The organism is Salarchaeum japonicum (assembly GCF_020614395.1).
Taxonomy (GTDB): Archaea; Halobacteriota; Halobacteria; order Halobacteriales; family Halobacteriaceae; genus Salarchaeum; species Salarchaeum japonicum.
Map to the genome: position 1 here is coordinate 1,877,860 of NZ_CP085324.1, position 20,695 is coordinate 1,898,554.

At 70.2% G+C, this 20,695-nt stretch carries 27 protein-coding genes and 1 tRNA gene; 18 read left to right on the forward strand and 10 right to left on the reverse strand.

Going from position 1 to position 20,695, the window contains the following annotated elements; translation table 11 throughout:
• Positions 1–60: 60 nt before the first annotated feature.
• From LI334_RS10510 to LI334_RS10535, 6 genes are all read left to right on the forward strand, one after another.
• On the forward strand, positions 61–1,014 hold the full coding sequence (locus LI334_RS10510; RefSeq protein ID WP_227260781.1) for a transcription initiation factor IIB: 954 nt from the start codon (positions 61–63) through the stop codon (positions 1,012–1,014).
• A gap of 56 nt (positions 1,015–1,070) precedes the next feature.
• Positions 1,071–1,790, forward strand: a complete 720-nt coding sequence (locus tag LI334_RS10515; protein WP_227260782.1) for a phosphoglycerol geranylgeranyltransferase — start codon at positions 1,071–1,073, stop codon at positions 1,788–1,790.
• A gap of 94 nt (positions 1,791–1,884) precedes the next feature.
• Entirely contained in the window at positions 1,885–2,388 is a 504-nt protein-coding gene (locus LI334_RS10520) for a hypothetical protein (protein ID WP_227260783.1), read from the forward strand.
• 35 nt (positions 2,389–2,423) lie between these two features.
• Positions 2,424–3,251 (forward strand): pantoate kinase, encoded by an 828-nt coding sequence (locus tag LI334_RS10525; RefSeq protein WP_227260784.1) that lies wholly within the window; start codon positions 2,424–2,426, stop codon positions 3,249–3,251.
• Positions 3,252–3,288: 37 nt separating this feature from the next.
• Entirely contained in the window at positions 3,289–4,041 is a 753-nt protein-coding gene (locus LI334_RS10530; RefSeq protein ID WP_227260785.1) for a 4-phosphopantoate--beta-alanine ligase, read from the forward strand.
• Between the two features lie 31 nt (positions 4,042–4,072).
• A complete protein-coding gene (locus tag LI334_RS10535; RefSeq protein WP_227260786.1) occupies positions 4,073–4,867 on the forward strand; it encodes a DUF7551 domain-containing protein in 795 nt (264 codons plus the stop codon).
• On the opposite strand, the gene LI334_RS10540 is transcribed toward LI334_RS10535, so the two are convergent.
• The gene (locus LI334_RS10540) at positions 4,864–5,769 is read right to left on the reverse strand and encodes a thiamine-phosphate synthase family protein (RefSeq protein WP_227260787.1); all 906 of its coding nucleotides are present in this window, start codon (positions 5,767–5,769) and stop codon (positions 4,864–4,866) included. The two genes, LI334_RS10535 and LI334_RS10540, sit on opposite strands and share 4 nt — an antisense overlap.
• Positions 5,766–6,353 carry a dCTP deaminase gene (gene dcd, locus LI334_RS10545; protein WP_227260788.1) on the reverse strand — a complete coding sequence of 196 codons (588 nt, stop codon included), beginning with the start codon at positions 6,351–6,353 and terminating at the stop codon, positions 5,766–5,768. Before dcd ends, LI334_RS10540 begins: the two co-directional genes overlap by 4 nt.
• Before the next feature lie 88 nt (positions 6,354–6,441).
• On the opposite strand from dcd, the gene pth2 reads away from it, so the two are divergent.
• From pth2 to LI334_RS10590, 9 genes are all read left to right on the forward strand, one after another.
• Complete coding sequence (gene pth2, locus LI334_RS10550; protein ID WP_227260789.1) at positions 6,442–6,780, forward strand: peptidyl-tRNA hydrolase Pth2; 339 nt, start codon at positions 6,442–6,444, stop codon at positions 6,778–6,780.
• Positions 6,780–8,156 (forward strand): tRNA pseudouridine(13) synthase TruD, encoded by a 1,377-nt coding sequence (gene truD / locus LI334_RS10555; protein ID WP_227260790.1) that lies wholly within the window; start codon positions 6,780–6,782, stop codon positions 8,154–8,156. The genes pth2 and truD overlap by 1 nt, the downstream gene beginning before the upstream one ends.
• Before the next feature lie 54 nt (positions 8,157–8,210).
• Complete coding sequence (locus LI334_RS10560) at positions 8,211–8,819, forward strand: VOC family protein (protein ID WP_227260791.1); 609 nt, start codon at positions 8,211–8,213, stop codon at positions 8,817–8,819.
• Between the two features lie 42 nt (positions 8,820–8,861).
• Positions 8,862–9,614 (forward strand): DUF2103 domain-containing protein, encoded by a 753-nt coding sequence (locus LI334_RS10565; RefSeq protein ID WP_227260792.1) that lies wholly within the window; start codon positions 8,862–8,864, stop codon positions 9,612–9,614.
• Between the two features lie 58 nt (positions 9,615–9,672).
• Positions 9,673–9,957, forward strand: coding sequence for a 50S ribosomal protein L37ae (locus LI334_RS10570; RefSeq protein ID WP_227260793.1), 285 nt, complete (start codon positions 9,673–9,675; stop codon positions 9,955–9,957).
• Positions 9,957–10,091: a DNA-directed RNA polymerase subunit P gene (locus tag LI334_RS10575; RefSeq protein ID WP_227260794.1), complete on the forward strand. Its 135-nt coding sequence runs from the start codon at positions 9,957–9,959 to the stop codon at positions 10,089–10,091. The genes LI334_RS10570 and LI334_RS10575 overlap by 1 nt, the downstream gene beginning before the upstream one ends.
• Positions 10,078–10,326 carry a KEOPS complex subunit Pcc1 gene (locus LI334_RS10580; protein ID WP_227260795.1) on the forward strand — a complete coding sequence of 83 codons (249 nt, stop codon included), beginning with the start codon at positions 10,078–10,080 and terminating at the stop codon, positions 10,324–10,326. The genes LI334_RS10575 and LI334_RS10580 overlap by 14 nt, the downstream gene beginning before the upstream one ends.
• A 162-nt stretch (positions 10,327–10,488) precedes the next feature.
• Entirely contained in the window at positions 10,489–10,887 is a 399-nt protein-coding gene (locus tag LI334_RS10585) for a prefoldin subunit beta (RefSeq protein WP_145843972.1), read from the forward strand.
• Positions 10,888–11,127 (forward strand): DUF3194 domain-containing protein, encoded by a 240-nt coding sequence (locus LI334_RS10590; protein WP_227260796.1) that lies wholly within the window; start codon positions 10,888–10,890, stop codon positions 11,125–11,127.
• 6 nt (positions 11,128–11,133) lie between these two features.
• On the opposite strand, the gene LI334_RS10595 is transcribed toward LI334_RS10590, so the two are convergent.
• The 3 genes from LI334_RS10595 to LI334_RS10605 are packed head-to-tail and all read right to left on the reverse strand — an operon-like array spanning position 11,134 to position 14,234.
• The gene (locus LI334_RS10595) at positions 11,134–12,996 is read right to left on the reverse strand and encodes a DUF2070 family protein (RefSeq protein ID WP_227260797.1); all 1,863 of its coding nucleotides are present in this window, start codon (positions 12,994–12,996) and stop codon (positions 11,134–11,136) included.
• Between the two features lie 3 nt (positions 12,997–12,999).
• Positions 13,000–13,545 (reverse strand): GMP synthase subunit A, encoded by a 546-nt coding sequence (locus LI334_RS10600; RefSeq protein ID WP_227260798.1) that lies wholly within the window; start codon positions 13,543–13,545, stop codon positions 13,000–13,002.
• Between the two features lie 44 nt (positions 13,546–13,589).
• A complete protein-coding gene (locus LI334_RS10605) occupies positions 13,590–14,234 on the reverse strand; it encodes a DUF7097 family protein (protein ID WP_227260799.1) in 645 nt (214 codons plus the stop codon).
• An 81-nt stretch (positions 14,235–14,315) separates the two neighbouring features.
• Here LI334_RS10605 and LI334_RS10610 point away from each other — a divergent pair, with 81 nt between their 5' ends.
• Positions 14,316–14,663 (forward strand): DUF192 domain-containing protein, encoded by a 348-nt coding sequence (locus tag LI334_RS10610; protein ID WP_227260800.1) that lies wholly within the window; start codon positions 14,316–14,318, stop codon positions 14,661–14,663.
• Positions 14,664–14,723: 60 nt separating this feature from the next.
• Positions 14,724–16,079 carry an FAD-dependent oxidoreductase gene (locus tag LI334_RS10615; RefSeq protein WP_227260801.1) on the forward strand — a complete coding sequence of 452 codons (1,356 nt, stop codon included), beginning with the start codon at positions 14,724–14,726 and terminating at the stop codon, positions 16,077–16,079.
• 255 nt (positions 16,080–16,334) lie between these two features.
• Here LI334_RS10615 and LI334_RS10620 read toward each other — a convergent pair.
• Positions 16,335–16,419, reverse strand: a tRNA-Ser gene (locus tag LI334_RS10620).
• A gap of 88 nt (positions 16,420–16,507) precedes the next feature.
• On the opposite strand from LI334_RS10620, the gene LI334_RS10625 reads away from it, so the two are divergent.
• Positions 16,508–17,458 carry an AAA family ATPase gene (locus tag LI334_RS10625; protein ID WP_227260802.1) on the forward strand — a complete coding sequence of 317 codons (951 nt, stop codon included), beginning with the start codon at positions 16,508–16,510 and terminating at the stop codon, positions 17,456–17,458.
• On the opposite strand, the gene LI334_RS10630 is transcribed toward LI334_RS10625, so the two are convergent.
• The 4 genes from LI334_RS10630 to LI334_RS10645 are packed head-to-tail and all read right to left on the reverse strand — an operon-like array spanning position 17,455 to position 20,694.
• Positions 17,455–17,952 (reverse strand): DUF7519 family protein, encoded by a 498-nt coding sequence (locus LI334_RS10630; protein WP_227260803.1) that lies wholly within the window; start codon positions 17,950–17,952, stop codon positions 17,455–17,457. The two genes, LI334_RS10625 and LI334_RS10630, sit on opposite strands and share 4 nt — an antisense overlap.
• Positions 17,949–19,214: a DUF58 domain-containing protein gene (locus LI334_RS10635; protein ID WP_227260804.1), complete on the reverse strand. Its 1,266-nt coding sequence runs from the start codon at positions 19,212–19,214 to the stop codon at positions 17,949–17,951. Before LI334_RS10635 ends, LI334_RS10630 begins: the two co-directional genes overlap by 4 nt.
• Positions 19,211–19,765, reverse strand: coding sequence for a DUF7269 family protein (locus tag LI334_RS10640; RefSeq protein ID WP_227260805.1), 555 nt, complete (start codon positions 19,763–19,765; stop codon positions 19,211–19,213). Before LI334_RS10640 ends, LI334_RS10635 begins: the two co-directional genes overlap by 4 nt.
• Positions 19,762–20,694, reverse strand: a complete 933-nt coding sequence (locus tag LI334_RS10645; protein ID WP_227260806.1) for a DUF4129 domain-containing protein — start codon at positions 20,692–20,694, stop codon at positions 19,762–19,764. Before LI334_RS10645 ends, LI334_RS10640 begins: the two co-directional genes overlap by 4 nt.
• Position 20,695: the final 1 nt, after the last annotated feature.

Below are 20,695 nucleotides of genomic sequence, written 5' to 3' on the forward strand. Positions count from 1 at the left end.
ATTCCGCGTGTAACGCGGCCGATGAATTTATGTGAAACACTACCACACAATTTAAGTACGATGTCACGGTCCACTCGCGAGCGGGAGCGCACCGACACCACCGAGACCGACAGCGGCGTGCGGACGTGCCCCGAGTGCGAGTCGGACTCGCTCGTCCTGAACGCCGACCGCGCCGAGCTCACCTGCGAGGACTGCGGCCTCGTCGTAGAAGACGAACAGATAGACCGGGGGCCGGAGTGGCGTGCGTTCAACCACTCGGAGCGCCAGGAGAAGTCCCGCGTCGGCGCGCCAACCACCCAGACGATGCACGACAAGGGCCTCACCACCCAGATCGACTGGAAGGACAAGGACGCCTACGGCCGGTCGCTCTCCTCCGAGAAGCGAAGCCAAATGCATCGGTTGCGGAAGTGGCAGGAGCGGATTCGGACGAAGGACGCCGGCGAGCGCAACCTCCAGTTCGCCCTCTCCGAAATCGACCGCATGGCCTCCGCCCTCGGTGTGCCGCGCTCGGTGCGCGAGGTCGCCTCCGTCATCTATCAGCGCGCGCTGAAGGAAGACCTCATCCGCGGCCGCAGCATCGAGGGCGTGGCGACGGCGTGTCTGTACGCCGCCTGCCGGAAGGAGGGGATTCCGCGGAGCCTGGAGGAGATTTCCGAGGTATCGAGGGTGGAACGGAAGGAAATCGGCCGCACGTACCGGTACGTCTCTCAGGAGTTGGGGTTGGAGATGAAGCCCGTCGACCCGAAGAAGTACGTGCCGCGGTTCTCCTCGGAACTCCAGTTGTCGGAGGAGGCGCAGTCGAAGGCGAACGAAATCATCGAGACGACGGCCGAGCAGGGCTTGCTGTCGGGGAAGTCACCGACGGGGTTCGCGGCGGCCGCGATTTACGCCGCGAGCCTGCTCTGCAACGAGAAGAAGACCCAGCGCGAGGTCGCCGAGGTGGCGCAAGTCACCGAAGTCACCATCCGGAACCGCTATCAGGAACAGATAGAGGCGATGGGGATTCACGGCTAGACGGGTGTGTTAAGCGTACCGAAGGGGTTTTTGCCGCGTGATAGAAACGACGGGGCATGAGTAACGCGTGGCGAAACTGGGACCACGTCCTGAAGGTCGACCCGGACAAGTCGCTCGTCGAGGGGGAGACGTTCGAGGACGTGTGTCGAACCGGAACCGACGCCATCGAGGTCGGTGGAACGCTGGACGTGACGTCGGAGAAGATGGAGCGCGTCATCGACGCGTGCCGGAAGCACGACGTGCCGCTCTACCAGGAGCCGTCGAACCCGGCGGTCGTGGTGGACGACGAGGCCCTGGACGGGTATCTCGTTCCCATCGTGTTGAACGCTGGCGGCGTCTCCTGGATTACGGGCGCGCACAAGGAGTGGGTGCGCATCGACGACGTGAACTGGGAGAAGACGACGACGGAGGCGTACATCGTCCTGAACGAGGAGTCGAGCGTCGCGGAGTTGACGGAGGCGAACTGCGACCAGACGCCGGAGGACGTGGCGGCGTACGCCACCGTCGCGGAACGCATGCTCGGCCAGGACATCGTGTACGTCGAGTACTCGGGCACCTACGGCGACCCCGAGGTCGTGGCGGCCGCGCACGACGCGCTCGACGAGGCGACGCTGTTCTACGGCGGCGGTATCGGCGACTACGACGCCGCGTACGAGATGGGCGAGCGCTCCGACGTAATCGTGGTCGGCGACCTCCTGCACGACGAGGGCTGTGACGCCGTCCGCGAGACCGTCGAAGGCGTGAAGGACGCGCACGGGAAGACCATCGACGCCTGACCAGCCACGCTTTTAGTGGAGGTTTTGCGCCGCGCGACAGCGCGAGTGACTGGGTGGCCGGAGATTTCTTGACGTGAGCGGCCGTGGCGCAGGTATGGCGACGGTGGACGACGACGTGCTCGTGGAGGCGGCGAGTCTGGGCGGGAATCTCGGGGCGGTCGGACTGGTGGCGCTCCTCGAACGCGCGCACGAGGCCGACGCGCCCGGCGTGTCCCGGGCGGTGGTGGACGCGTACGTCTCGGAACTCGGGGACTCCATGGACGCGGACGCGTTGCGGAGCGAGGTCGGGGAGCGGTTGACGAACAGTCCGCGCTGGGTGACCGAGGGAGCATTGTACGAGGTGGCGAACGGCCGGGTGAGCCGGTTCCCCCGGGAGTGGCACGACGAACTCGACGCGGGGAGCGGGCTGGTGGCGTTCGTCCGCGTGCTCGGCGCTGACCGGGACGGGGAGGGCGTGCCGCTGGAACTCCTGGTCGCGGCGGCGGCGACGCTCGGCGGCCGCGGGGAGGCGGAGACGCGGGACGCGGTCGAGTCCCTGACCGCTGACGGCGTGCTCGCGCGGGCGGACGAGTCGGTGCGGGTGGCGGAGTCGTCCTGAAACGTTTATCCTCGCGGGCGGCCGAGGGAGAGAGGATGACAGAGGGAGCGCGCGCGTTCGTCCCCGGGCACGTCACGGGGTTGTTCAGCATTCACCGCGACGACGACCCGGCGCGGGCGGGGTCGCGGGGCGCGGGACTGACGCTGACGGACGGCGTCACCGTGTCCGTGCGGCCGGCCGACGATTCTGTGGTGTTCCTGAACGGCGAGCGCGCGGACGTGGCGGCGGTCGCGGGCGTGCTGGACGCGCTCGGCGTGACGGCGCGCGTGGAGGCGGAGACGCCGCTCCCCGTGGGCGCGGGGTTCGGCGTGTCGGGTGCGATGGCGCTGGGCGCGGCGTACGCGGCGAACGCGGTGTTCGAGTGCGGGCACGCGGAGAACGCGCTCGTCCGGCTCGCGCACGAGGCGGAGGTCGAGGCCGGCACCGGTCTCGGGGACGTGGTGGCGCAGGCGCGGGGCGGCGCGCCGATTCGGGAGGAACCGGGCGCGCCGCCGCACGGCCGACTGGACGGCGTGCCGGAGACGGCGCGCGTCGAGTACGCGTCGTTCGGCGGGCTGTCCACGGCCGAGGTGCTCTCCGGGGACACCGAGACGCTCTCCGCGGCGGGCGAGCGCGCGCTCGACCGACTGCTCGACGCGCCGACGCTCGACCGGTTCGTCGCGGAGTCCCGGACGTTCGCGTCCGAAGCGGGACTGCTGACGGACGACATCGACGAGGTCGTGGGGGACGTGTTGGACGCGGGCGGGCGGGCGTCGATGGCGATGCTCGGCCGGACGGTGTTCGCGCTCGACCACGGCCTCACGGACGCGGGGTACGACGCCGAGGCCTGCCGGATTCATCCCGCGGGCGCGACGCTCCGGTAAACGGCTCTTTTTTCCCGGGGCGCGCGTGAGGAGTGGTATGAGCGACGTGGACGTGCCGGAAGACCACCCGCGCTACGAGTCCCTCCTCACCCGCCACCGCATCGAGGAGGGCGTCGAGAAGGGCATCACGAGCAAGCAGGGACTCATCGCGGAGGGCCGCGGCGAGGCGTTCGACTACCTCCTCGGGGAGGAGACGACGGAGAGCGCGGACGCGGCCGCGCGCGCCGCCGCGGCCCACCTCTTGCTCGCACGCCATCCCGTGCTCTCGGTGAACGGGAACGTCGCCGCGCTCGTGCCCGGCGAGATGGTGGAACTGTCGGAGGCCGTCGGGGCCGACCTCGAAGTCAACCTCTTCAACCGCACCGAGGAGCGGATGGAGGCCATCGCCGCGCACTTGCGCGAGCACGGCGCGAGCGACGTGAAGGGGCTGGCGGCGGACGCCAGCATCCCGGGGTTGTCGCACGAGCGCGCGAAGGTGGACGCGGACGGCATCTACGACGCGGACGTGGTGCTCGTCCCGCTGGAGGACGGCGACCGCGCGGCGGCGCTCGCGGAGATGGGGAAGACGGAGATAGTGGTCGACCTGAACCCGATGAGTCGGTCGGCGCGGAGCGCGGCCGTCCCCATCATCGACAACATCCTGCGCGCGGTACCGAACGTCACGCGGCACGCGCGCGACCTGGCGGACGCGAGCGACGAGGAACTCCGCGATGTCGTCGAGTCGTTCGACCGGACGGCGGCGCTGGCGGCCGCGGAGCGCCGCATCCGGGAGGGTGTGGGTGACCGATAGAACTACGGTGTTTTAGGCAAACCTAAACCGTATGTGTGGTGTGACGCTCGCCGACCTCCGACGGCGACTGACCGACCTCGCGACCGGCGGCTCCTACCGCGTCGCGTGCCTCGACACGGGTGAACGGCCCTACCCCGTCACCGACCAGCGCTTCCCCGACCGGGAGACCGCGCGCGACGCCGTGGAACTCGCGGCCAGGTACCGGGAGCGACTCGCCGCGTACGACCCGCGCGCGCCGACGTACGACCTCGCCGTCGAACACGCCCGCGACGCCGGCGGCGACCCCGACCGCGCGCCGCCCCGGGAGGCCTGCGGCCTGCTCGCGGGCGCGCTGTTCGACGCGCTCGGCGACTGCGGCGAGACCGACGTGGAGCGCACGATTCTCGATACCTACATCGCGGCCGCGAGCGAGACCACCGACCCCGACGCGCTCGGCGTCGCGCTCCTCGACACCATCGCGGGCGTCTTGGACGACGCGCTCCCGCCCGCGCGCCAGCAGGCCGTCGTCGCGCGCGCCACCGACCACCTCCCGGAGGACGCCGACACGGTGGCGGCCGCGCTCGACGCGCTCCGCGACGGGTCGCTGCTCTCCGGGTACGCGTACCGGACGCGCACCGGCCGCCTCGACCTCCGCCTCGACGGCTACGCGTTCGACGCGGACGACGACCGCCTGCCGACGCTCCCGCTCACGGTGGCGCTCGCGCGCGCGAACCGAACCGTCGCTGTGACGGACGCGCACCGAACGCGGACGGGCGACTGGCGGCTGTCGCTCTCCCTGGACGCCGACGCGCCCCGCGGTCTCGCGCGGGCGACGGTGACGCCCTAGTCCCGGAGGTCGCGGGCGACCGCGGCGACCGCGGGCGCGGACTCCCCGAGCACGTACAGCACGGGCTCGATGCCGTACCCGCCGGTCTGGTAGAGCACGGTCGCGTCCGGTCGGTCGGCGAGCGCGTCCGCGACGGCCGCCGAGAGGTCGTCGTAGTCCGCGTCGAACTCCGCCGTCACGTGACCGCGTTCTTCGAGCGCGGCGACGATGTCGGGGTCGTACCGGATGTCGAGCGCGGCGCTCGCGGAACTCCCCGCCGCGCGCGCGGCGAGCAGGACGCTCGCGACGTGCTCGGACACGCCGAACGCCGGCTCCCCGGGCACCTCGACGCGCCCCATCACGTCGAAGATGCGGCCCGGAACGCCCGCCACGTCCTCCACCGATTCCGTCGTCGGCAGGCACTCCACGAGGTTCGACCCGACGTTCGGGACGAGCGTCGCGAACCCGCTCGCGTGTTCGAGCGTCCGCACGCCCCGCCGCACGCTCGACCGCACGCGCTCGCGGACGAGGAGTTCGCTGTCCGGGTCGTGCACGCGGAAGTCGCCCTCGTACTCCGCGAGTTCGGGGACGGCGTCCTCGTGCAGGAGGGCGAGCACGTCCCCGCGCGCCTCCAGTTTCCGAATCAGGACTTCGGCCTCGACGAGCGCCTGCACCGCGCTCATGTCGCCGGCCGCGAGCCCCTCGCCGACGCGCTCCACGAGGTCTCGCACCCGGTCGTCCTCCGCGAGTTCCTCGTTGCGCGCCACGTCGCCCGTCGCGTACTTCGACACCGCGGACTGGCTCACGCCGAGCACGTCCGCGACCGCCTGCTGGGTGAGTCCGCGCTCCCGGAGGTCGGCGGCGAGCATCGACCGGAACGTGGGGAGGAACTCCTCCACCACGAGCTCCTCGACGAACTTCACTGCTCGCCCCCGAACTCGCGGTCGCCCCGGATGCGGGACGCCTGCGGACCGCCCTGGTCTTGGTACTTAGAGCCACGCGCGCTCCCGTACGGGCGGTCGGCGCGGCTCGTGAGCTCCGTGAACACGAGCTGGCTGATGCGCATCCCCGGACTGAGCGCGACCGGCGCGGTCCCGAGGTTGGAGAGTTCGAGCGTTATCTTCCCCCGGAACCCGGGGTCGATGAACCCGGCGGTCGCGTGCACGACGACGGCGAGGCGGCCGAGCGACGACCGGCCCTCGACCTGCGCGACGAGGTCGTCGGGGACTTCGACGCGCTCGTGCGTCGTCCCGAGGACGAAGTCGCCGGGGTGGAGGATGAACTCGCCCTCTTCCTCGACGACGGTCTCCGTGACGTAGTCGTCCACCTCGGTCTCGTCGTTCGGGTGGATGCAGGGGATGTTCGCGCGCTGGAACTCCAGGAACTCGCGGCCGAGCCGCACGTCGATACTCGCGGGCTGAATCTGCAAGTCGGGGTCGTCGAGCGGTTCGACGACGAGGTCGCCGGCCTCCAGTCGGTCGAGGAGGTCGGCGTCGGAGAGTATCATACCGACCCCTGTACGCCCGGGGCCTAATATGTTGTAGATGGCGGCTGTGAGTCGTAGCGGCTTTGACGCGTCCACGACACCACACCCTATGAAGCAAGCCATCGTCGTGCGCGCCGACCTCGGGATGGGAATGGGGAAGGTCGCCGCGCAGGCGTCGCACGCGTCGCTCCGGGCGTTCGAGTACGCGGACGACCGAGCGCAGCGGGCGTGGAAGCAGGGCGGACAGAAGAAGATAGTGCTCAAGGCGAACTCGGAGCGCGAACTGTACGAACTGAACGAGGAGGCGAAGGCCGCCGGCCTCCCGTCCGCGGTCATCGAGGACGCCGGACACACGCAGGTGGAACCGGGGACGCCGACCGCGCTCGCCATCGGCCCCGCGCCAGAGGCGGACGTGGACGCGATAACGGGCGACCTCTCCCTGTTCTGATGACGGACGCACACCCGCTCGAACGCGCCGTCGGCGTCGAGCGCTACGCGAGCAGTACGCCGGGAACCGGCGGCCGCCTCCGCGACTCGCCCGGGGATTTCCGGGTGCGCGAAATCGAGGACTTCGACGCCGAACCCGCGGACGAGCGCGCGGGCGACTACCCGCACGTCGTGGTACGGGCGACGCTCACCGACTGGGACACGAACGGGTTCGCGCGCGAACTCTCGAACCGCCTCGGCATCAGCCGCGAGCGCGTGAACTGGGCGGGCACGAAGGACAAGAACGCCGTCACCACCCAGCTGTTCACCGTGCGCGACATCGACCCCGACGACGTGCCCGAGGTTCGGAACGCCGAGGTCGAAGTGGTCGGGCGCGCGGGCCGAAACATCCAGTTCGGCGACCTCGTCGGGAACGGGTTCGAAATCGTCGTCCGCGACCCCGACCGCCCCGAGAACGCGGCCGCGATAACGGACGACCTCGCCGAGTTCGGCGGGCAGTCGGCGGACGCGGACGCGGGGAGTTCGGCCGGCGGCGACTCGGCGGCCGGCGGGCGGGCGATCGGGGTGCCGAACTTCTTCGGCCAGCAGCGCTTCGGGAGCTATCGACCGGTCACGCACGAGGTGGGGCTGGCGGTGGTGCGCGGGGACTGGGAGGACGCCGTCATGGCGTACGTCGGGAACCCGAGCGAGCACGAACCCCCGGAGACGCGTGCGGCGCGCGAGTTCGTCGAGGAGACGCGGGACTGGAGCGCGGCCATCGAGGAGTTCCCGGGCCACCTGCGGTACGAGCGCACCGTCCTGAACCGGCTGGCGGAGAACGGCGGGCGTACCGACGAGGAGTTCCGGGCGGCGCTGGAGACGTTCCCGTCGAACCTCCAGCGGTTGTTCGTGCACGCGGCGCAGTCGTACGCGTTCAACCGCATCCTCTCCGAGCGCCTCGAACGGGGGTTGCCGTTCCACGAACCCGTGACGGGCGACGTGGTGTGCTTCGCGGACGCGGACGCGCCCGGCGACCTCACGATTCCCGACCCCGACCGCCTCCAGCGCGCGACCAGCGAGCGCGTCTCGGTGCTCTCCCGGCACGCCGAGCGCGGCCGGGCGTTCGTCACCGCGCCCCTCGTCGGCACCGACACCGAACTCGCCGAGGGCGAACAGGGCGAGATAGAGCGCGACGTGCTCTCCGACCTCGACATCGCGCCGAGCGACTTCGACCTCCCCGGCGAGTTCCACTCGGAGGGAACGCGGCGCGCGATACTCCTCCGCACCGACGTGGCGGTCGAACGCGACCCCCTCTCGTTCACGTTCGCGCTCCCGAAGGGGTCGTACGCGACCGTCGTCCTCCGCGAGTACCTGAAGACGAGCCCGCTCGACCTGTAGGCAGTCCCCGCGCCGACACCCACGCTTTTCCCGGCGTAGGCCGTCCGTCCGGGTATGTCCGAGTACCCAGTCAGCGACGACCTGCCCGACGCGCCGTTCCACACGACGGGCGTCGACCACATCACGATGATCGGCTCGAACGAGGAGGACACAATCGAGTTCTACCGCGACCTCCTCGGGATGCCGCTCGTCCTCCGCCAGCCGAACCTCGACGACCCGAACCAAACTCACTTGTTCTTCGACGCGGGCGACGGCCGCATCCTCACGTTCTTCGTGAACGAGGACAGGGATTCGAACCCCCAGCCGCACCGCCACCGCGTCGGGTCGGTTCACCACCTCTCCGTCTCCATCGACCCCCACGAGTTCGAGACGGTGATGGAGAGCCTCGAAGACGCCGGCCACGGCTTCAACGTCTTCGACCGCGGCGTCTTCCACTCGCTCTACACGCGCGACCACAACGGATTGGTCATCGAACTCGCGACGGACAAGTACGAGATTCCGGACGACCGCCGGGGCGAAGTGCTCGCGAAGACCCAGGAGATTCGGGAGGCTGACGGCGCGGACTACGCCGAAGCCGAACACCTGGAGGAAGCCCTCGACGAACTCGGCCTCGACGCGGAGCCGGTGGAGCTGCCGGACGCGCCGACGGGCGCGGGCGTCTAAAGACCGTTCTGGTTTTACGGACATCCGCCGTAGGGTGAGGAAATGGAGTGTCGGCAGTGTGGCGCGCCGCTGGACAAGCCCGGCGACTACTGCCTGCTGTGCGACACCGCGAACTGCGACGCCGTCGTGGTCGCCATCGAGGCGTCGCGGGCGACGCTGACGTTTCTCGACGAGGAGCGCGTGGAGGACGACCCGCGCAGTCCCGTGCTGGGGGAGACGGTGGTGACGACGACGCCGGAGCCGGACGCGGAGCGCGAAGTGGCGCAGGTGCGGAACTTCGCGGGCCGCATCGCCGACGAAATCAGGCGCAAGCGCCCGGAGACGGTGTTCGTGACGGGCGAGCGCGACGTGGTGCGGGCGTTGCGGGGCGACCTCCACCACGAACTCTACCGGGTGAGCGGCGACGACCCCGTGGAGAGCGTGCTGGAGCGCTGGGGCGGCCGCGACCTCGAAATCGTGGAGAAACCCGCGGCGGAGAAAATCGGGGGGTCGCACACGACGCTCGTCGGGGAGCGCGAGGGCTGGCACGCCATCGAGACGGTCGCCGGCCACCCGCACGTGAAGAAAATCGTCCCCGGCCCCATCGACGCCGGCGGCGCGAGCACGCGCGGGGGCGTGCGGGCGAAGGTGACGCGCGCGGACACGAACGGGAACGTCCGCCTGCTCATCCGCGACGGCTCCTCGGTGCAGGAGAACCGCGTGGTGACGACGGCGATGGACCGGGAGACCGGCGAGCGCGTCCGCGACGACCTGAACGACGCGCTCGAAGACGAGGGCTTGAAGCAGGACGCGTAGCCCTGGGCGATAGCGACTCAAAGCCCTTATGTGGACGCTGTGGCTACGTGCTTGTACTATGGCCGAGAAGAAGTCCACGACCGGGAGCGCCGGCCGATTCGGCGCTCGGTACGGTCGCGTCGCGCGCCGCCGCGTCTCCGAGATTGAGTCCGACACGAACGCCAATCACGCCTGCCCCGAGTGCGGCGCGGAGAAGGTCTCCCGCAAAGGCACCGGCATCTGGCAGTGCGGCAAGTGCGACTACAAGTTCGCGGGCGGCGCGTACCGTCCGGAGACGCCCGGCGGCGAGTCCGTGCAGCGCTCCATCCGCACCGCGCTCTCCGAGGAAGAGAACGAGGCATAATGTCCTACAAGTGCTCGCGTTGCAAGCGGGACGTCGAACTCGACGAGTACGGCGGCATCCGCTGTCCGTACTGCGGGCACCGCGTGCTCCTCAAGGAGCGGGCGCGCGACGTGAAGGAAGTTGACGTCCGATAGGCACGCGACGACGCTCCGTTTCTCCTACGCTTCTCCCGCCGTCGCAGAGCGAATCGCCGCGAGCGTCCGCCCCGAAGCCGGCGCTATCGAGGGCGAGCGCACGTCCGCGTCGCTCTCCCGCGAGGGCGACACCGTGCGCGTGGAGATCACCGCGAGCGACCTGACCGCGCTCCGCGCCGGCCAGAACACGTGGGTGACCCTGCTGGAAGTCGCGGAACGCGCCGGGGATACCTAACCAGTTAGGGACTGCGCTCTTGAGGCTGACGCCGCTAGTATCGAGTGCCGGCCCCGCGGACGCTCCCCCTCCCCCTCTCCCCAGCGTCCGCGGACCTCCCCTTCGCCGGCCGCGGGCCCGAATGCAGGGTCTTTTTCCCTCTCGGGCCTCGACTTTTCGCGTATGCAGGGTAATCTTCCGCCGGAGGCCCAGGAGAAACTCGAAGAGCTTCAGGACCTCCAGGAGACCGCGCAGACGGTTTCGACGCAGAAACAGCAGGCCGAGACCCAGCTGAGCGAGGCCGAGGCCGCGCTCGACGAACTCGACGACATCGACGAGGACACGACGATGTACCGCGAGGTCGGTGAACTCCTCGTGCAGACGGAGTACGACGAGGCCGAGGACGACCTCTCCGAGAAGGTCGACAACCTCGAACTCCGCGTCGAGACGCTCCAGAAGCAGGAAGAGCGCGTGCAGGAGCAGTTCGAAGACCTCCAGCAGGAACTCCAGGAGATGCTCGGCGGCGGCGGTGCCGGCGGTCCCGCCCCGGGCGGCATGGGCGGCGGTCCCGGCGGCGCGTAAATGGAACCGACCGACGAGGAAGTCGTGGAGACCGCGGCCGAGGCCGCCGAGGGCTACGTGCTCTCCGAGTTGGCGACCTCGGACGTGGACGACCTCGACGTGACGGTGACGTTCGAGGACGGCGTGCTCGACGTGGAAGTGTACGTGAACGCGCCGGACGCGGACGCCGACGTGGAGCAGGTCGCGGACGACGCCGCGCTCGTCGCGGGCCAGGCCGTTGACGACCTGTTCGCGGAGTAAGCGCTTTTAGGCGAGGAAGAAGACGAGCGCGCTGAGCGCCATCGTGGCGAACGCGACGACGAGCGCGAGCGCGCCCCCCATGGAGACGGCGGCGTTCGCGTGACTGGCGAGCGTCTCGGTTCTGTCGTTCCCGAACACGGTGACCGTCGCGTGCTCGCTCGCCATCCCGGCCTCGACGGGTTCGAGGTCGTCGATGGCTTCGGCCGTGAGGTCGCGGAGGAGTGTTTCGAGTTCGCTCACGTCGAGCGCGCCGCCGACCTGGTTCACGGACTGCACGGTGTTCACGATGTGGGTGTCGGTCGTCATCACTTCCGCGTCGTCGAGCCCCTCGGTTTCGAGGGCGTCGACGAGGCGGTCGCGGACGCCGGGGTTCATGTTGTTTCCGTCCACGAGCACGTAGCCCGTGCGCTGGCCGTCTGTTTCGAGGACGGCGACGCGCACGCCGAGCGGGCCGATTCCCTCCGCGGGCGTCCAGTTCGTCTCGTCCCACGCGACGCCCATCCGGAGGGCGTGCTGGTCGGCGTCCACGAGGCGTTCCGCGACCTCGCCCGCGCCCCGAATCAGGTCGAAGGAGCGCTGGCTCCCGGGGACGACGTGCCCGAGGTCGTCGCCGTCCAGGCCGTCGTTCGAGTTGTGCGCGTCCGCGAGCAGGACGTCGTCCACGCCGGCGACCCGGGCTTCCGTGCTGGCGGTGAGTCCGACTGCGTACGCCACGTCGTCCGCGAACCCGGGCGCGAACGTGGAGGCGAGGACGAGGTCGTCACCGAACGCCTGCCCGAGCAGGGACGCCTCGCCGGACTGCACGCGCGCGCTCCGGGTGGCGGTGTCGGTGTACGCGATGCGGTCGTGCGCGCGGTCGGCGGCGTCGAGGAGGGGGCGCACCTCGCGTTCCGTGACGAGGTTGAAGTCGTGGCCGGCGGTGGCGTGCGGCGGGAACGCCAGGCCCTCCGCGGACTCCGCGATTCGCTGGGGGAGGTTCCCGCCACCGATTTCGCCCATCGGGCCGGGGTGAATCATCGGGAGGACGAACCGCGCCTTCTCGCCGTCTTCGGTGCGCGCGGAGAGCACGGTGACGGGGACGACGGCGTCCTCGCCGAGTTGCTCGAAGAAGTCCTCCAGTTCGCGCGTGCCCTCCGCGATGTGGCCGATGAACCCCCGGACGAAGTCGAGGACGCTGACGTCGAGACTGCGCTTCCACGGGCGGTCGATGACCGCGAGGAAGCCGTACGCGACGAGTCCGTAGAGGACGGTCATCCCGAGGAGGAGGAGGAAGTCGCCGGGCGTGAAGATGTACTGGATTTTGGTGGGCGCGCGCTCGGGCCGGGAGAGGAACGCGCCGACGAGCGGGCCGCCGAGTTCGAGGTAGTTCATCGCGCCCGAGTAGACGAACAGGAGGACGGCCGCCGTCGCGGTCTGGATGCCCGCGGGGACGGCGGCGAGAAGCGGCGAGTTCCGTGAGACCGCGAGCACGACGACCAGCCGAACCGCGAACACGAGCGCCAGCGCGGCGGTGAGCGCGTCGAACACGAACTGCTGGGCGAGCGGCGTGAGCACCGCGACCACGCCCGCGATGACGAGGATGGCGACGACGACGAGCTCGCAGACGAGCGCCAACAGCGAGGAACGGTTGTACGTGAGCTGGCCGCCGAGCCAGCGGTCGACGGGCGTCGTCACGAGCGCGGCGACGACGGTCGGGACGCCGACGAAGAAGACGCCCTGCCAGGCGTCCTCCAGCACGGACGGCGTCTCGAACGCGCCGATTCCCGTGATTGCGGCGACGAGCAGGGCGAACGCGACGCTGACGTACCAGTTCGGCGCGCGGAAGATGTACCGCGAGAGGCTCGCGAGGTCGCCCTGCGTCTCCGTCATCCCTTAGCAGCGTTCGAGGAAGTTCTCGAACACTTCCTCGCCGCGCTCCGTGTGCGCGACCTCGGGGTGCCACTGGACGCCGTAGAGGTCGCGGTCGGCGTCGCTCATCGCCTCCACGTCACACACGTCGCTCGTCGCGGTGAGCGTGAAGCCCTCGGGGAGTTCTTTCACCTCGTCGGCGTGACTCGCCCACACCCGCGTCTCGGGCGCGAGCGACCCGACCAGGGGGTCGTCCTCGTCCACGATGTCCACAGTCACGTCCGCGTACCCGCCGTAGTCGCCGGAGCCGACGCGCCCGCCGAGTTCGTCCGCGATGAGCTGCATCCCGAGACAGATACCGAGCACGGGAACGTCGAGGTCGAGGTAGTCCGCCGACCGGCCCGCGCGCTCCATGCTCGGCCCGCCGGAGAGCACGATACCGTCCGCGTCAACGTCCGCGGGGTCAGTGGTGTTCTCCACCAAGTCCACGTCCACCCCGAGGTCGCGCAACGCGCGCTTCTCCAGGTGCGTGAACTGGCCGTGGTTGTCCACGACGACGATGTGCGTCATTACCCGTGGTTGGACGCCGCCGAATAAAAACCCACGCGACTCGGCTACTCGTAGCGCTCCGCCGCCGTCTCGAACCCCAGTTCGTCGAGTTCGTCGCTCCGCCGCCCCTCGCGCTCCGCGAGCGCCGCCGCGTCCGGACTCGCGTCGTCGCCGACGGCCGCCCACGACCCGTGCACCTTCGCGTGACACCACCGACACAACGTCACCGTAATCTCGTGCGCGAGTTCGTCCTCACTGCCCGCCCGCGACTCACCGCGTTCGTCCGCATTGCTCGCGGCGTCGCCGCTCGCCTGTTCCGCGCGTTCGCTTCGCTCGTCCGCGCTGCTCACGGCGTCGCCGCTCGCCTGTTCCGCGCGTTCGCTTCGCTCACGCGCGTACGACAAGTGGTGTTCTTCGAGCAACGGCCGGGCGTCGGCGTGGGCGTTCCGGCGTTCTTCGAGGCCGCAGCGCGCGCACTCGTCGCTCGTGGTCGTGTCGCGGTAGTGCGGGCAGTCGCGCCACTCCCAGTCGTCGTCCGCGACGGGACACCGGTAGTCGTCCTCGCGGCGGTCGGCGGCGAACTCGGGGTCGTGCTGGGCGTGCTCGAAGGCGTACCGGCACGTGCCGTCGCCGGTGACGTGGTCGCAGACGCCGGCGTGCTCGTAGGGGTCGTCCACCCCGACGCTGGTGCCGGACGGCGTCTTCTCCATACCTCGCCCTCGGACGCCGCGGATTTAGGCGCGTCGGCGGCCGGGGGAACGCTTACCTCGCTGACCCGATTCGGGGAGTACGTGCGACTCCGACACAATCCCGACGACAGCGCGCGGACGCTCGCGAGCAAGGTGGAGGTGGCGGACGGCCTGGTGAGCCGCGGACTCGGCCTGATGTTCCGGCGGTCGATTCCGGACGACTACGCGCTCGCGTTCCGGCACGACGACGCGGCGGAACGAGGCCTCCACATGGTGTTCGTGCCGTTCGACATCGACGTGGTGTGGACGGAGAACGAGGAGGTGACGGCGGTGGAGACGCTGTCGGCGTGGACGGGCCGCGGGACGGCGGTGGCGGACGACCTGTACGAACTTCCGGCGGGCGCGGCGAGCGACGTGTCGGTCGGCGACCGCGTGTGGTTGGAGTCGTGACACTATTTCTGCCCGGTTTGTCAGGGGATTAAGTGCCTGAACGCGGTGCCTACTACTAAGATGGGAGCCGGAACCACCGAATCCGAGTACGACCTTATCATCGTCGGCGGCGGTATCAGCGGTGCCGCCCTGCTCTACACCACCGCGAAGTTCACCGACGTGGAACGCGTCGCCCTCGTGGAGAAAGAAGAGGAGATAGCGGATATCAACTCCCACCACACGAACAACTCGCAGACGCTCCACTTCGGCGACATCGAGACGAACTACACGCTCGAAAAGGCCGAGTCCGTCAAGGAGGGCGCGGAACTCCTCGCGGGCTACCTGGAGAACACAGACCCCGACCGCGAGTTCCACTCGAAGCGCTCGAAGATGGTGCTCGGCGTCGGCGACGAGGAAGTCGAGAGCCTCCGCGCGCGCTACGAAGACGAGGGCTTCGGCGACCTCTACCCGAAACTCCGCCAGATCGGCCGCGAAGAAATCGAAGACCTCGAACCGAAAGTCGTCGAGGGCCGCGACCCCTCGAAGGAACTCCGCGCGCTCCAGACGCCCGACGGCTACGTCGTGGACTACGGCGCGACCGCGAAGTCCTTCGTGGACGACGCCCGCGAGGAGGACGGCGTGGACGTGCTCACCGGCACGAAAGTCGAGGACATCGAACAGGGCCCGGACGGTTTCACCGTCGAAACCGCCACGGGGAGCCTGAAAGGTGACGTTGCGGTCGTCGCCGCGGGCTCGCACAGCCTCCAAATCGCGAAGGAGATGGGGTACGGGAAGAACATGAGCCTCCTGCCCGTCGCGGGCAGCTTCTTCCTCGCGGACAGCGGCCCTCTGAACGGGAAGGTGTACACGCTCCAGATGAAGAAACTCCCGTTCGCCGCCGTCCACGGCGACGCCGACGTCTACGACGACTCCATCACCCGATTCGGCCCGACCGCGAAACTCGTCCCCACGCTCGAACGCGGCCGCTTCAAGACCGTCGGCGACTTCTTCGACGTGTTCGGCCTCAACCTCGACAGCTTCCTCAGCTACGGGAACATCCTCGCCGACCGCATCCTCCTCCCCTACGTCCTGAAGAACCTCGTCTACGACGTGCCCGAGGTCGGCAAGCGCGCGTTCCTCCCCGAAGTCCAGAAAGTCGTCCCGACCGCCGAACTGGACGACATCGAACGCGCGAAGGGCTACGGCGGCGTCCGCCCCCAGATCGTCAACACCGAGAAGAAATCCCTCGACATGGGCGAAGCCAAAATCGTCGGCAACGACATCATCTTCAACATCACGCCCAGCCCCGGCGCGTCCACCTGCCTCAAGAACGCCATGCGCGACACCCGCCAGATCATGGACTTCCTCGGCGACTACGGCTTCGACGAGGACGCCTTCCGCAGCGAAACCATCGACAACTTCCCCCGCGCAGACTAACCCACCCCGTTTTTCGCGGTTCACGCGCTCACGACCGAGAAGCGACGCGAAACGCCGAGGGAGAGATTTGAACTAACGTCGGACACGTCCGATTGCGTTCAAACTCACCGTCGTTGTCTGTTCTCACGTCGTTCGAACAAGAGCGCCGAGGGAGAGAGTTGAACCTCCGAGAGACGACCTCGCTCTCGCTCGGCTGCGACTCTCGTGGTTCACACTATCCGTTCGCGTTTCGTCTTCACTCCGTTCCGACAGAAACGCCGAGGGAGAGATTTGAACTCCCGAGTCCGTGAGGACAGTAGATTTCGAATCTACCGCCTTGGCCAGGCTAGGCTACCTCGGCTCACCTGCGTCTTGTGGGGTTTCGCGCTTGTAGGTTTCGGTTCGGTGGCATCGGCAGACCTTTGGGCGCGCCGTCGGGGACGTGTTGTATGAACGTCACGCAGGCGAGCGAGGAGGTGTCGGCGGTGCTGGACGCGGTGTCGAAGGCGGTTATCGCGGACAGGGAGGTGTTGGAGACAGTGTTGGTTGGGTTTCTCGCGCGCGGACACGTCCTCCTGGAGGACGTGCCGGGAACCGGGAAGACGCTGACGGCGCGGAGCGTCACGACGGCGCTCGGCCTCGATTTCTCGCGGATTCAGTTCACGCCCGACCTGTTGCCGGCGGACGTGATGGGGACGCACGTGTTCAACGAGAAGACCCGTGAGTTCGAGTTCCAGGAGGGCCCGATTTTCGGGAACGTCGTGCTGGCCGACGAGATTAATCGCGCGCCGCCGAAGACGCAGGCCGCCCTCCTCGAAGCGATGGAGGAGGGGCAGGTGACGGTCGGCGGGGAGACCCACGACCTCCCCGAGCCCTTTTTCGTCATCGCGACCCAGAACCCCGTCGAGCAGGAGGGAACGTTCCCCCTGCCGGAGGCCCAGCTCGACCGGTTCGTGGTGAAGTCGAGCCTCGGGTATCCGGACGACGCGGGCGAAGTCGAGCTGTTGCGGCGGCGCGCGGGCCGCACCGAGCAGAGCCCGAGCGTCGAGTCGGTGCTCGACATCGAGGGCGTGCGGGCGTTGCGGGCCGTGCCCGAGGACGTGCGGGTGAACGACGACGTGCTGGAGTACGTCTCCGCGGTGGCACGGGCGACCCGCGAAGACCCCCGGGTCGAGGTCGGCGTCAGCCCGCGCGGCACCCAGCGGCTGTTCGAGGTGGCGCGGGCGCGCGCGGCAGGTCGCGGCCGCGAGTTCGTGACCCCGGAGGACGTAAAGCGGATGGCGGACGCGGCGCTCGCGCACCGACTCGTGCTCACGCCGGACGCGTCCGTGCAGAACGTGTCGAAACGGGACGTGGTCGGTGACGTGCTGGACGGCGTGCCGGTGCCGACGGTGAATTAGCGGAGCGCGCCGAACAGCGCGAGCGCGCCGGCGGCGAGCAAGACGACCGCGGCGACCGGCCGGCCGTCCACCCCGACGAGGTAGACGGCGTACCCGGCGGCGACGGCGAGCGCGGCGATACCGAGCGTGAGCGCGGCGTGGACGAGTTCGGCGTTCCGGGTGCGGGCGGCCGCGCCGACGTGTTCGCCGAGGCCGATGCCGTGTTCCGCGAGATCCCACGCGGCGACGGTGAGCGCGGCGGCGGCGAGCGGCGCGAACACGGCTGTTCTGAGCGTTATCGCGGCGAGCAACACCGAGAGGAAGACGGCGGCCGCGCCCGCGGTGACGGGGAACCGCGACCCCGCGAACGCGCCGTACGCGAACGCGAGGACGCCGACGGCGGCGACGCTCGCGACGCCCGCCGAGACGGTGGCGACGAGGACGGTGGCGACCGCGAGGGTGACGGTGGCGGCGGTCGCGGTGTTCCGGGGCGGCGTCGGTTCGAACTCGGTCACGCGCGCCACCTCCGTTCGGCGGTCGCGAGCGCGACGGTGAGCGGCGTCCCCGCCTCCCAGTCGAGCACGCGGATGCCGGCGCGCCGCACGTCCCGGACGCGGAGGCGGCGTTCGACGCGCGCGAGCGCCTCGCCGACCCCGCTCCCGTCGGTCGGGTCGGGGGAGACGACGGTGACGGCGTGGCCGTGCGCGTCGAGCTGGCGGGCGAACGCGGCGACGCCGTCGTCCACGAGCGGGGTGAGGCAGACGACCTGCGCGTTCGACGGGAGGCGGCCGAGGAGCCGCGTCAGGGTGGTTCGGCTGAAGAACGGGTCGGTCGGCGGGAGCGGGGCGAACGCGTCGTCGAGCGCGAGCGTGCGGCGGAGGCGCTGGCGGTGGTCGCGGCCGAGTCCGGGCGGGAGCCACGCCCTCCGGGGGCCGTAGCTCGCGAGTCCGACGCGGTCGCCGGCGTCGAGCAGGGAGTCCGCGATAGCGCCCGCCGCGCCGACGCTCCGCTCGACCGCGGCGGCCTCGTCCGGGCCGGCGACGTACGCCTCCAGCCGGGTGTCCACGACGAGCACGACGGTGCCGGCGCGTTCCTCGCGGAACTCGACGGTCGCGAGTTCGCCGGTGCGCGCGAGCCGACGCCAGTCCAGGCGGGAGAGCGGGTCTCCGCGGCGGTACTCGCGGGTCGCGTGGAACTCGACGCCCGTCCCGCCCTCGTTCGTGGTGAGGCGGCCCACGTGCCGGGTCGCCTGCGCGCGCAACGGGAACCCGCCGATGTCGTCCAGTTCGGGCACGCACCGGACGGCGGTGTCGCCGTCGGCCTCGACCGTGGTTTCGACCTCCGCCGACCCGGCGGCGTCCCGCGCGACGACGGTGAGGCCGTCGAACGCGTGGTCGCCCCGACTCGCCTCGACGCGGTAGGAGAACCGGGCTTCCTTGCCGGCGCGGAGCGCGGTTGCGAGCCGCGGCGACCCCTCCGTCACGTCGAGGGCGTCGGGGACGCCGTCCACGAGGCGGAGGTCGGGGAGGAAGCCGCCGTCGTTGCGGACGGTGACGGTCACCGCGACCTCGTCGCCGCGCGCCGGGTCGGTCTCCGACACCTCGCGCTCGACCGAGAGGTCGGGGGTCGGCGCGGCGTCGAAGCGCGCGTAGCCCGCGTACGCGCCGCCGACGACGCCGACGAGGAGCGCGCCGGGCGCGGTGAACAGGAGGGCGACCGCGGCGGCGAGGAAGGTGACGGCGGCGATACCGCGCCAGCGCTCGGTCTCGCGTCTCATGCGTCCTCCACGACGGCGGCGAGTTCGTCTACGGCGCGGGTCACGCGGCGGTCGAACGTCGGCGGGCCCGCGAACACGTCCCGAATCTGTCGGTAGAGCGGCCTGCTCGGCGGCGTTCGCGCGAAGAGCGCGGCGGCGTAGGGGTCGTCCGTCCACGTGCCCGCGTCCAGCGCGTCCTCCGCCTCGGCGGTCGTGTAGTCGCCGTACGTCGAGAGCACCGCCACGGCGGTGTCGCGGAGTTCGTCGCGGAGTTCGCGGATGTCCCGGTTGAGGCGGGTGGAGGACGCCGCGCGGACGCGCTCCGAGAACTCGGTTCCGGGCGGGTCGAACGTCACCCGGCCCTCGACCTCGGGGAGGGACGCGGACTCGCGGGACGCGGCGCGGCGCGCGCTGACCGCGCGGACGGCGAGCAGGAGCGCGACCACGCCGACGGCGAACACGGCGGTGCGGTTCGTGCCGAGCGCGCTCGCGAACCCGGGCGCGACGACGAACGCGACGCCGAGCGCCACCGCGGTGACGCCGACGGCGAGCGCGACGCGTCGCGTGTTCACTCCTCGTCACCCCCGTAGGCGGCCTCGATGTCGCGGAGCGCGTCGAGCGCGCGGCGCTCGCGCTCCTCGGTCACGGGTTCGTCGCCGTACCGCACCTCCCGGAACACGTCCGTGAGCGTGTCCACGTGCCGGGCGTCCATCCCGGCGTCGCGGGCGGCGCGCGCGAACTCGGCGGGCGTCGTCGTCTCCGGGGACGCGGTGTCGAGGTGGCCGGTCATGTCCCGCCACGCCCGGTAGACGGCGTTCTCCACGTCGGCGTCGCTCTCGATGCGGTCGGCGGCGGTGCCGGCGGCGGCCGCGACCGCGCCCAGGGAGTCCTCGGGGTCTGGTTCGCGAACCTCGGGCGCGTCCTCGTCGTCGCCGCTCCCGCGGACGAAGAGGTAGAGGAGGACGGCGAGCACGGCGACGAGCGCGAGCAGGAGAACCGGGGGCGTGGTGACGGTCTCCACGGGGTTCGTACCGGGCGACCCGCCGACGGAAGAGGTCTGGTTCGTGACCTCGTTGACGGCCGCCTGAACCGGATTCGAGGCGGTTCCGCACTTCGTGAGGAGCGCGTGCAGGATGAGCGTCGGGAAGGTGAGGACGAGGAGGAGCGCGAGCGCGATGGCGGTGTTCGCCCGCCACCGCACGACGAGGAAGAACGCGACGAACGCGAGCGCCGCGAGTCCGAGAAACGTCGGCGTCAACAGGAACGGGACGCAGACGGTGAACGCCGACCCGAGCGTGGGGAGGGGGGAGCCGGACTGGTTCTGTGCGGGACCGGCGTCGGTTCCGTTCGACGCGTCGGTTCCGGGACCGGTCGCGCCGCCGGCACCGCCGCCGGCACCGCCGGCACCGCTCGTGGTGGGGTTGGCGAGGGTCGCGGTGGCGAGGCCGAGCGCGACGACGACGAGGAGGGCGACGACGAGCGCGAGCCGGTTCCGCTTCACG

Excerpts from the sequence above, each read along its gene's own strand:
- LI334_RS10510 (WP_227260781.1), top strand. The coding sequence starts at position 61 with ATGTCACGGTCCACTCGCGAGCGGGAGCGCACCGACACCACCGAGACC.
- LI334_RS10515 (WP_227260782.1), top strand. The coding sequence starts at position 1,071 with ATGAGTAACGCGTGGCGAAACTGGGACCACGTCCTGAAGGTCGACCCG.
- LI334_RS10520 (WP_227260783.1), top strand. The coding sequence starts at position 1,885 with ATGGCGACGGTGGACGACGACGTGCTCGTGGAGGCGGCGAGTCTGGGC.
- LI334_RS10525 (WP_227260784.1), top strand. The coding sequence starts at position 2,424 with ATGACAGAGGGAGCGCGCGCGTTCGTCCCCGGGCACGTCACGGGGTTG.
- LI334_RS10530 (WP_227260785.1), top strand. The coding sequence starts at position 3,289 with ATGAGCGACGTGGACGTGCCGGAAGACCACCCGCGCTACGAGTCCCTC.
- LI334_RS10535 (WP_227260786.1), top strand. The coding sequence starts at position 4,073 with ATGTGTGGTGTGACGCTCGCCGACCTCCGACGGCGACTGACCGACCTC.
- dcd (WP_227260788.1), bottom strand. The coding sequence starts at position 6,353 with ATGATACTCTCCGACGCCGACCTCCTCGACCGACTGGAGGCCGGCGAC.
- pth2 (WP_227260789.1), top strand. The coding sequence starts at position 6,442 with ATGAAGCAAGCCATCGTCGTGCGCGCCGACCTCGGGATGGGAATGGGG.
- truD (WP_227260790.1), top strand. The coding sequence starts at position 6,780 with ATGACGGACGCACACCCGCTCGAACGCGCCGTCGGCGTCGAGCGCTAC.
- LI334_RS10560 (WP_227260791.1), top strand. The coding sequence starts at position 8,211 with ATGTCCGAGTACCCAGTCAGCGACGACCTGCCCGACGCGCCGTTCCAC.
- LI334_RS10565 (WP_227260792.1), top strand. The coding sequence starts at position 8,862 with ATGGAGTGTCGGCAGTGTGGCGCGCCGCTGGACAAGCCCGGCGACTAC.
- LI334_RS10570 (WP_227260793.1), top strand. The coding sequence starts at position 9,673 with ATGGCCGAGAAGAAGTCCACGACCGGGAGCGCCGGCCGATTCGGCGCT.
- LI334_RS10575 (WP_227260794.1), top strand. The coding sequence starts at position 9,957 with ATGTCCTACAAGTGCTCGCGTTGCAAGCGGGACGTCGAACTCGACGAG.
- LI334_RS10585 (WP_145843972.1), top strand. The coding sequence starts at position 10,489 with ATGCAGGGTAATCTTCCGCCGGAGGCCCAGGAGAAACTCGAAGAGCTT.
- LI334_RS10590 (WP_227260796.1), top strand. The coding sequence starts at position 10,888 with ATGGAACCGACCGACGAGGAAGTCGTGGAGACCGCGGCCGAGGCCGCC.
- LI334_RS10595 (WP_227260797.1), bottom strand. The coding sequence starts at position 12,996 with ATGACGGAGACGCAGGGCGACCTCGCGAGCCTCTCGCGGTACATCTTC.
- LI334_RS10600 (WP_227260798.1), bottom strand. The coding sequence starts at position 13,545 with ATGACGCACATCGTCGTCGTGGACAACCACGGCCAGTTCACGCACCTG.
- LI334_RS10605 (WP_227260799.1), bottom strand. The coding sequence starts at position 14,234 with ATGGAGAAGACGCCGTCCGGCACCAGCGTCGGGGTGGACGACCCCTAC.
- LI334_RS10615 (WP_227260801.1), top strand. The coding sequence starts at position 14,724 with ATGGGAGCCGGAACCACCGAATCCGAGTACGACCTTATCATCGTCGGC.
- LI334_RS10625 (WP_227260802.1), top strand. The coding sequence starts at position 16,508 with ATGAACGTCACGCAGGCGAGCGAGGAGGTGTCGGCGGTGCTGGACGCG.
- LI334_RS10635 (WP_227260804.1), bottom strand. The coding sequence starts at position 19,214 with ATGAGACGCGAGACCGAGCGCTGGCGCGGTATCGCCGCCGTCACCTTC.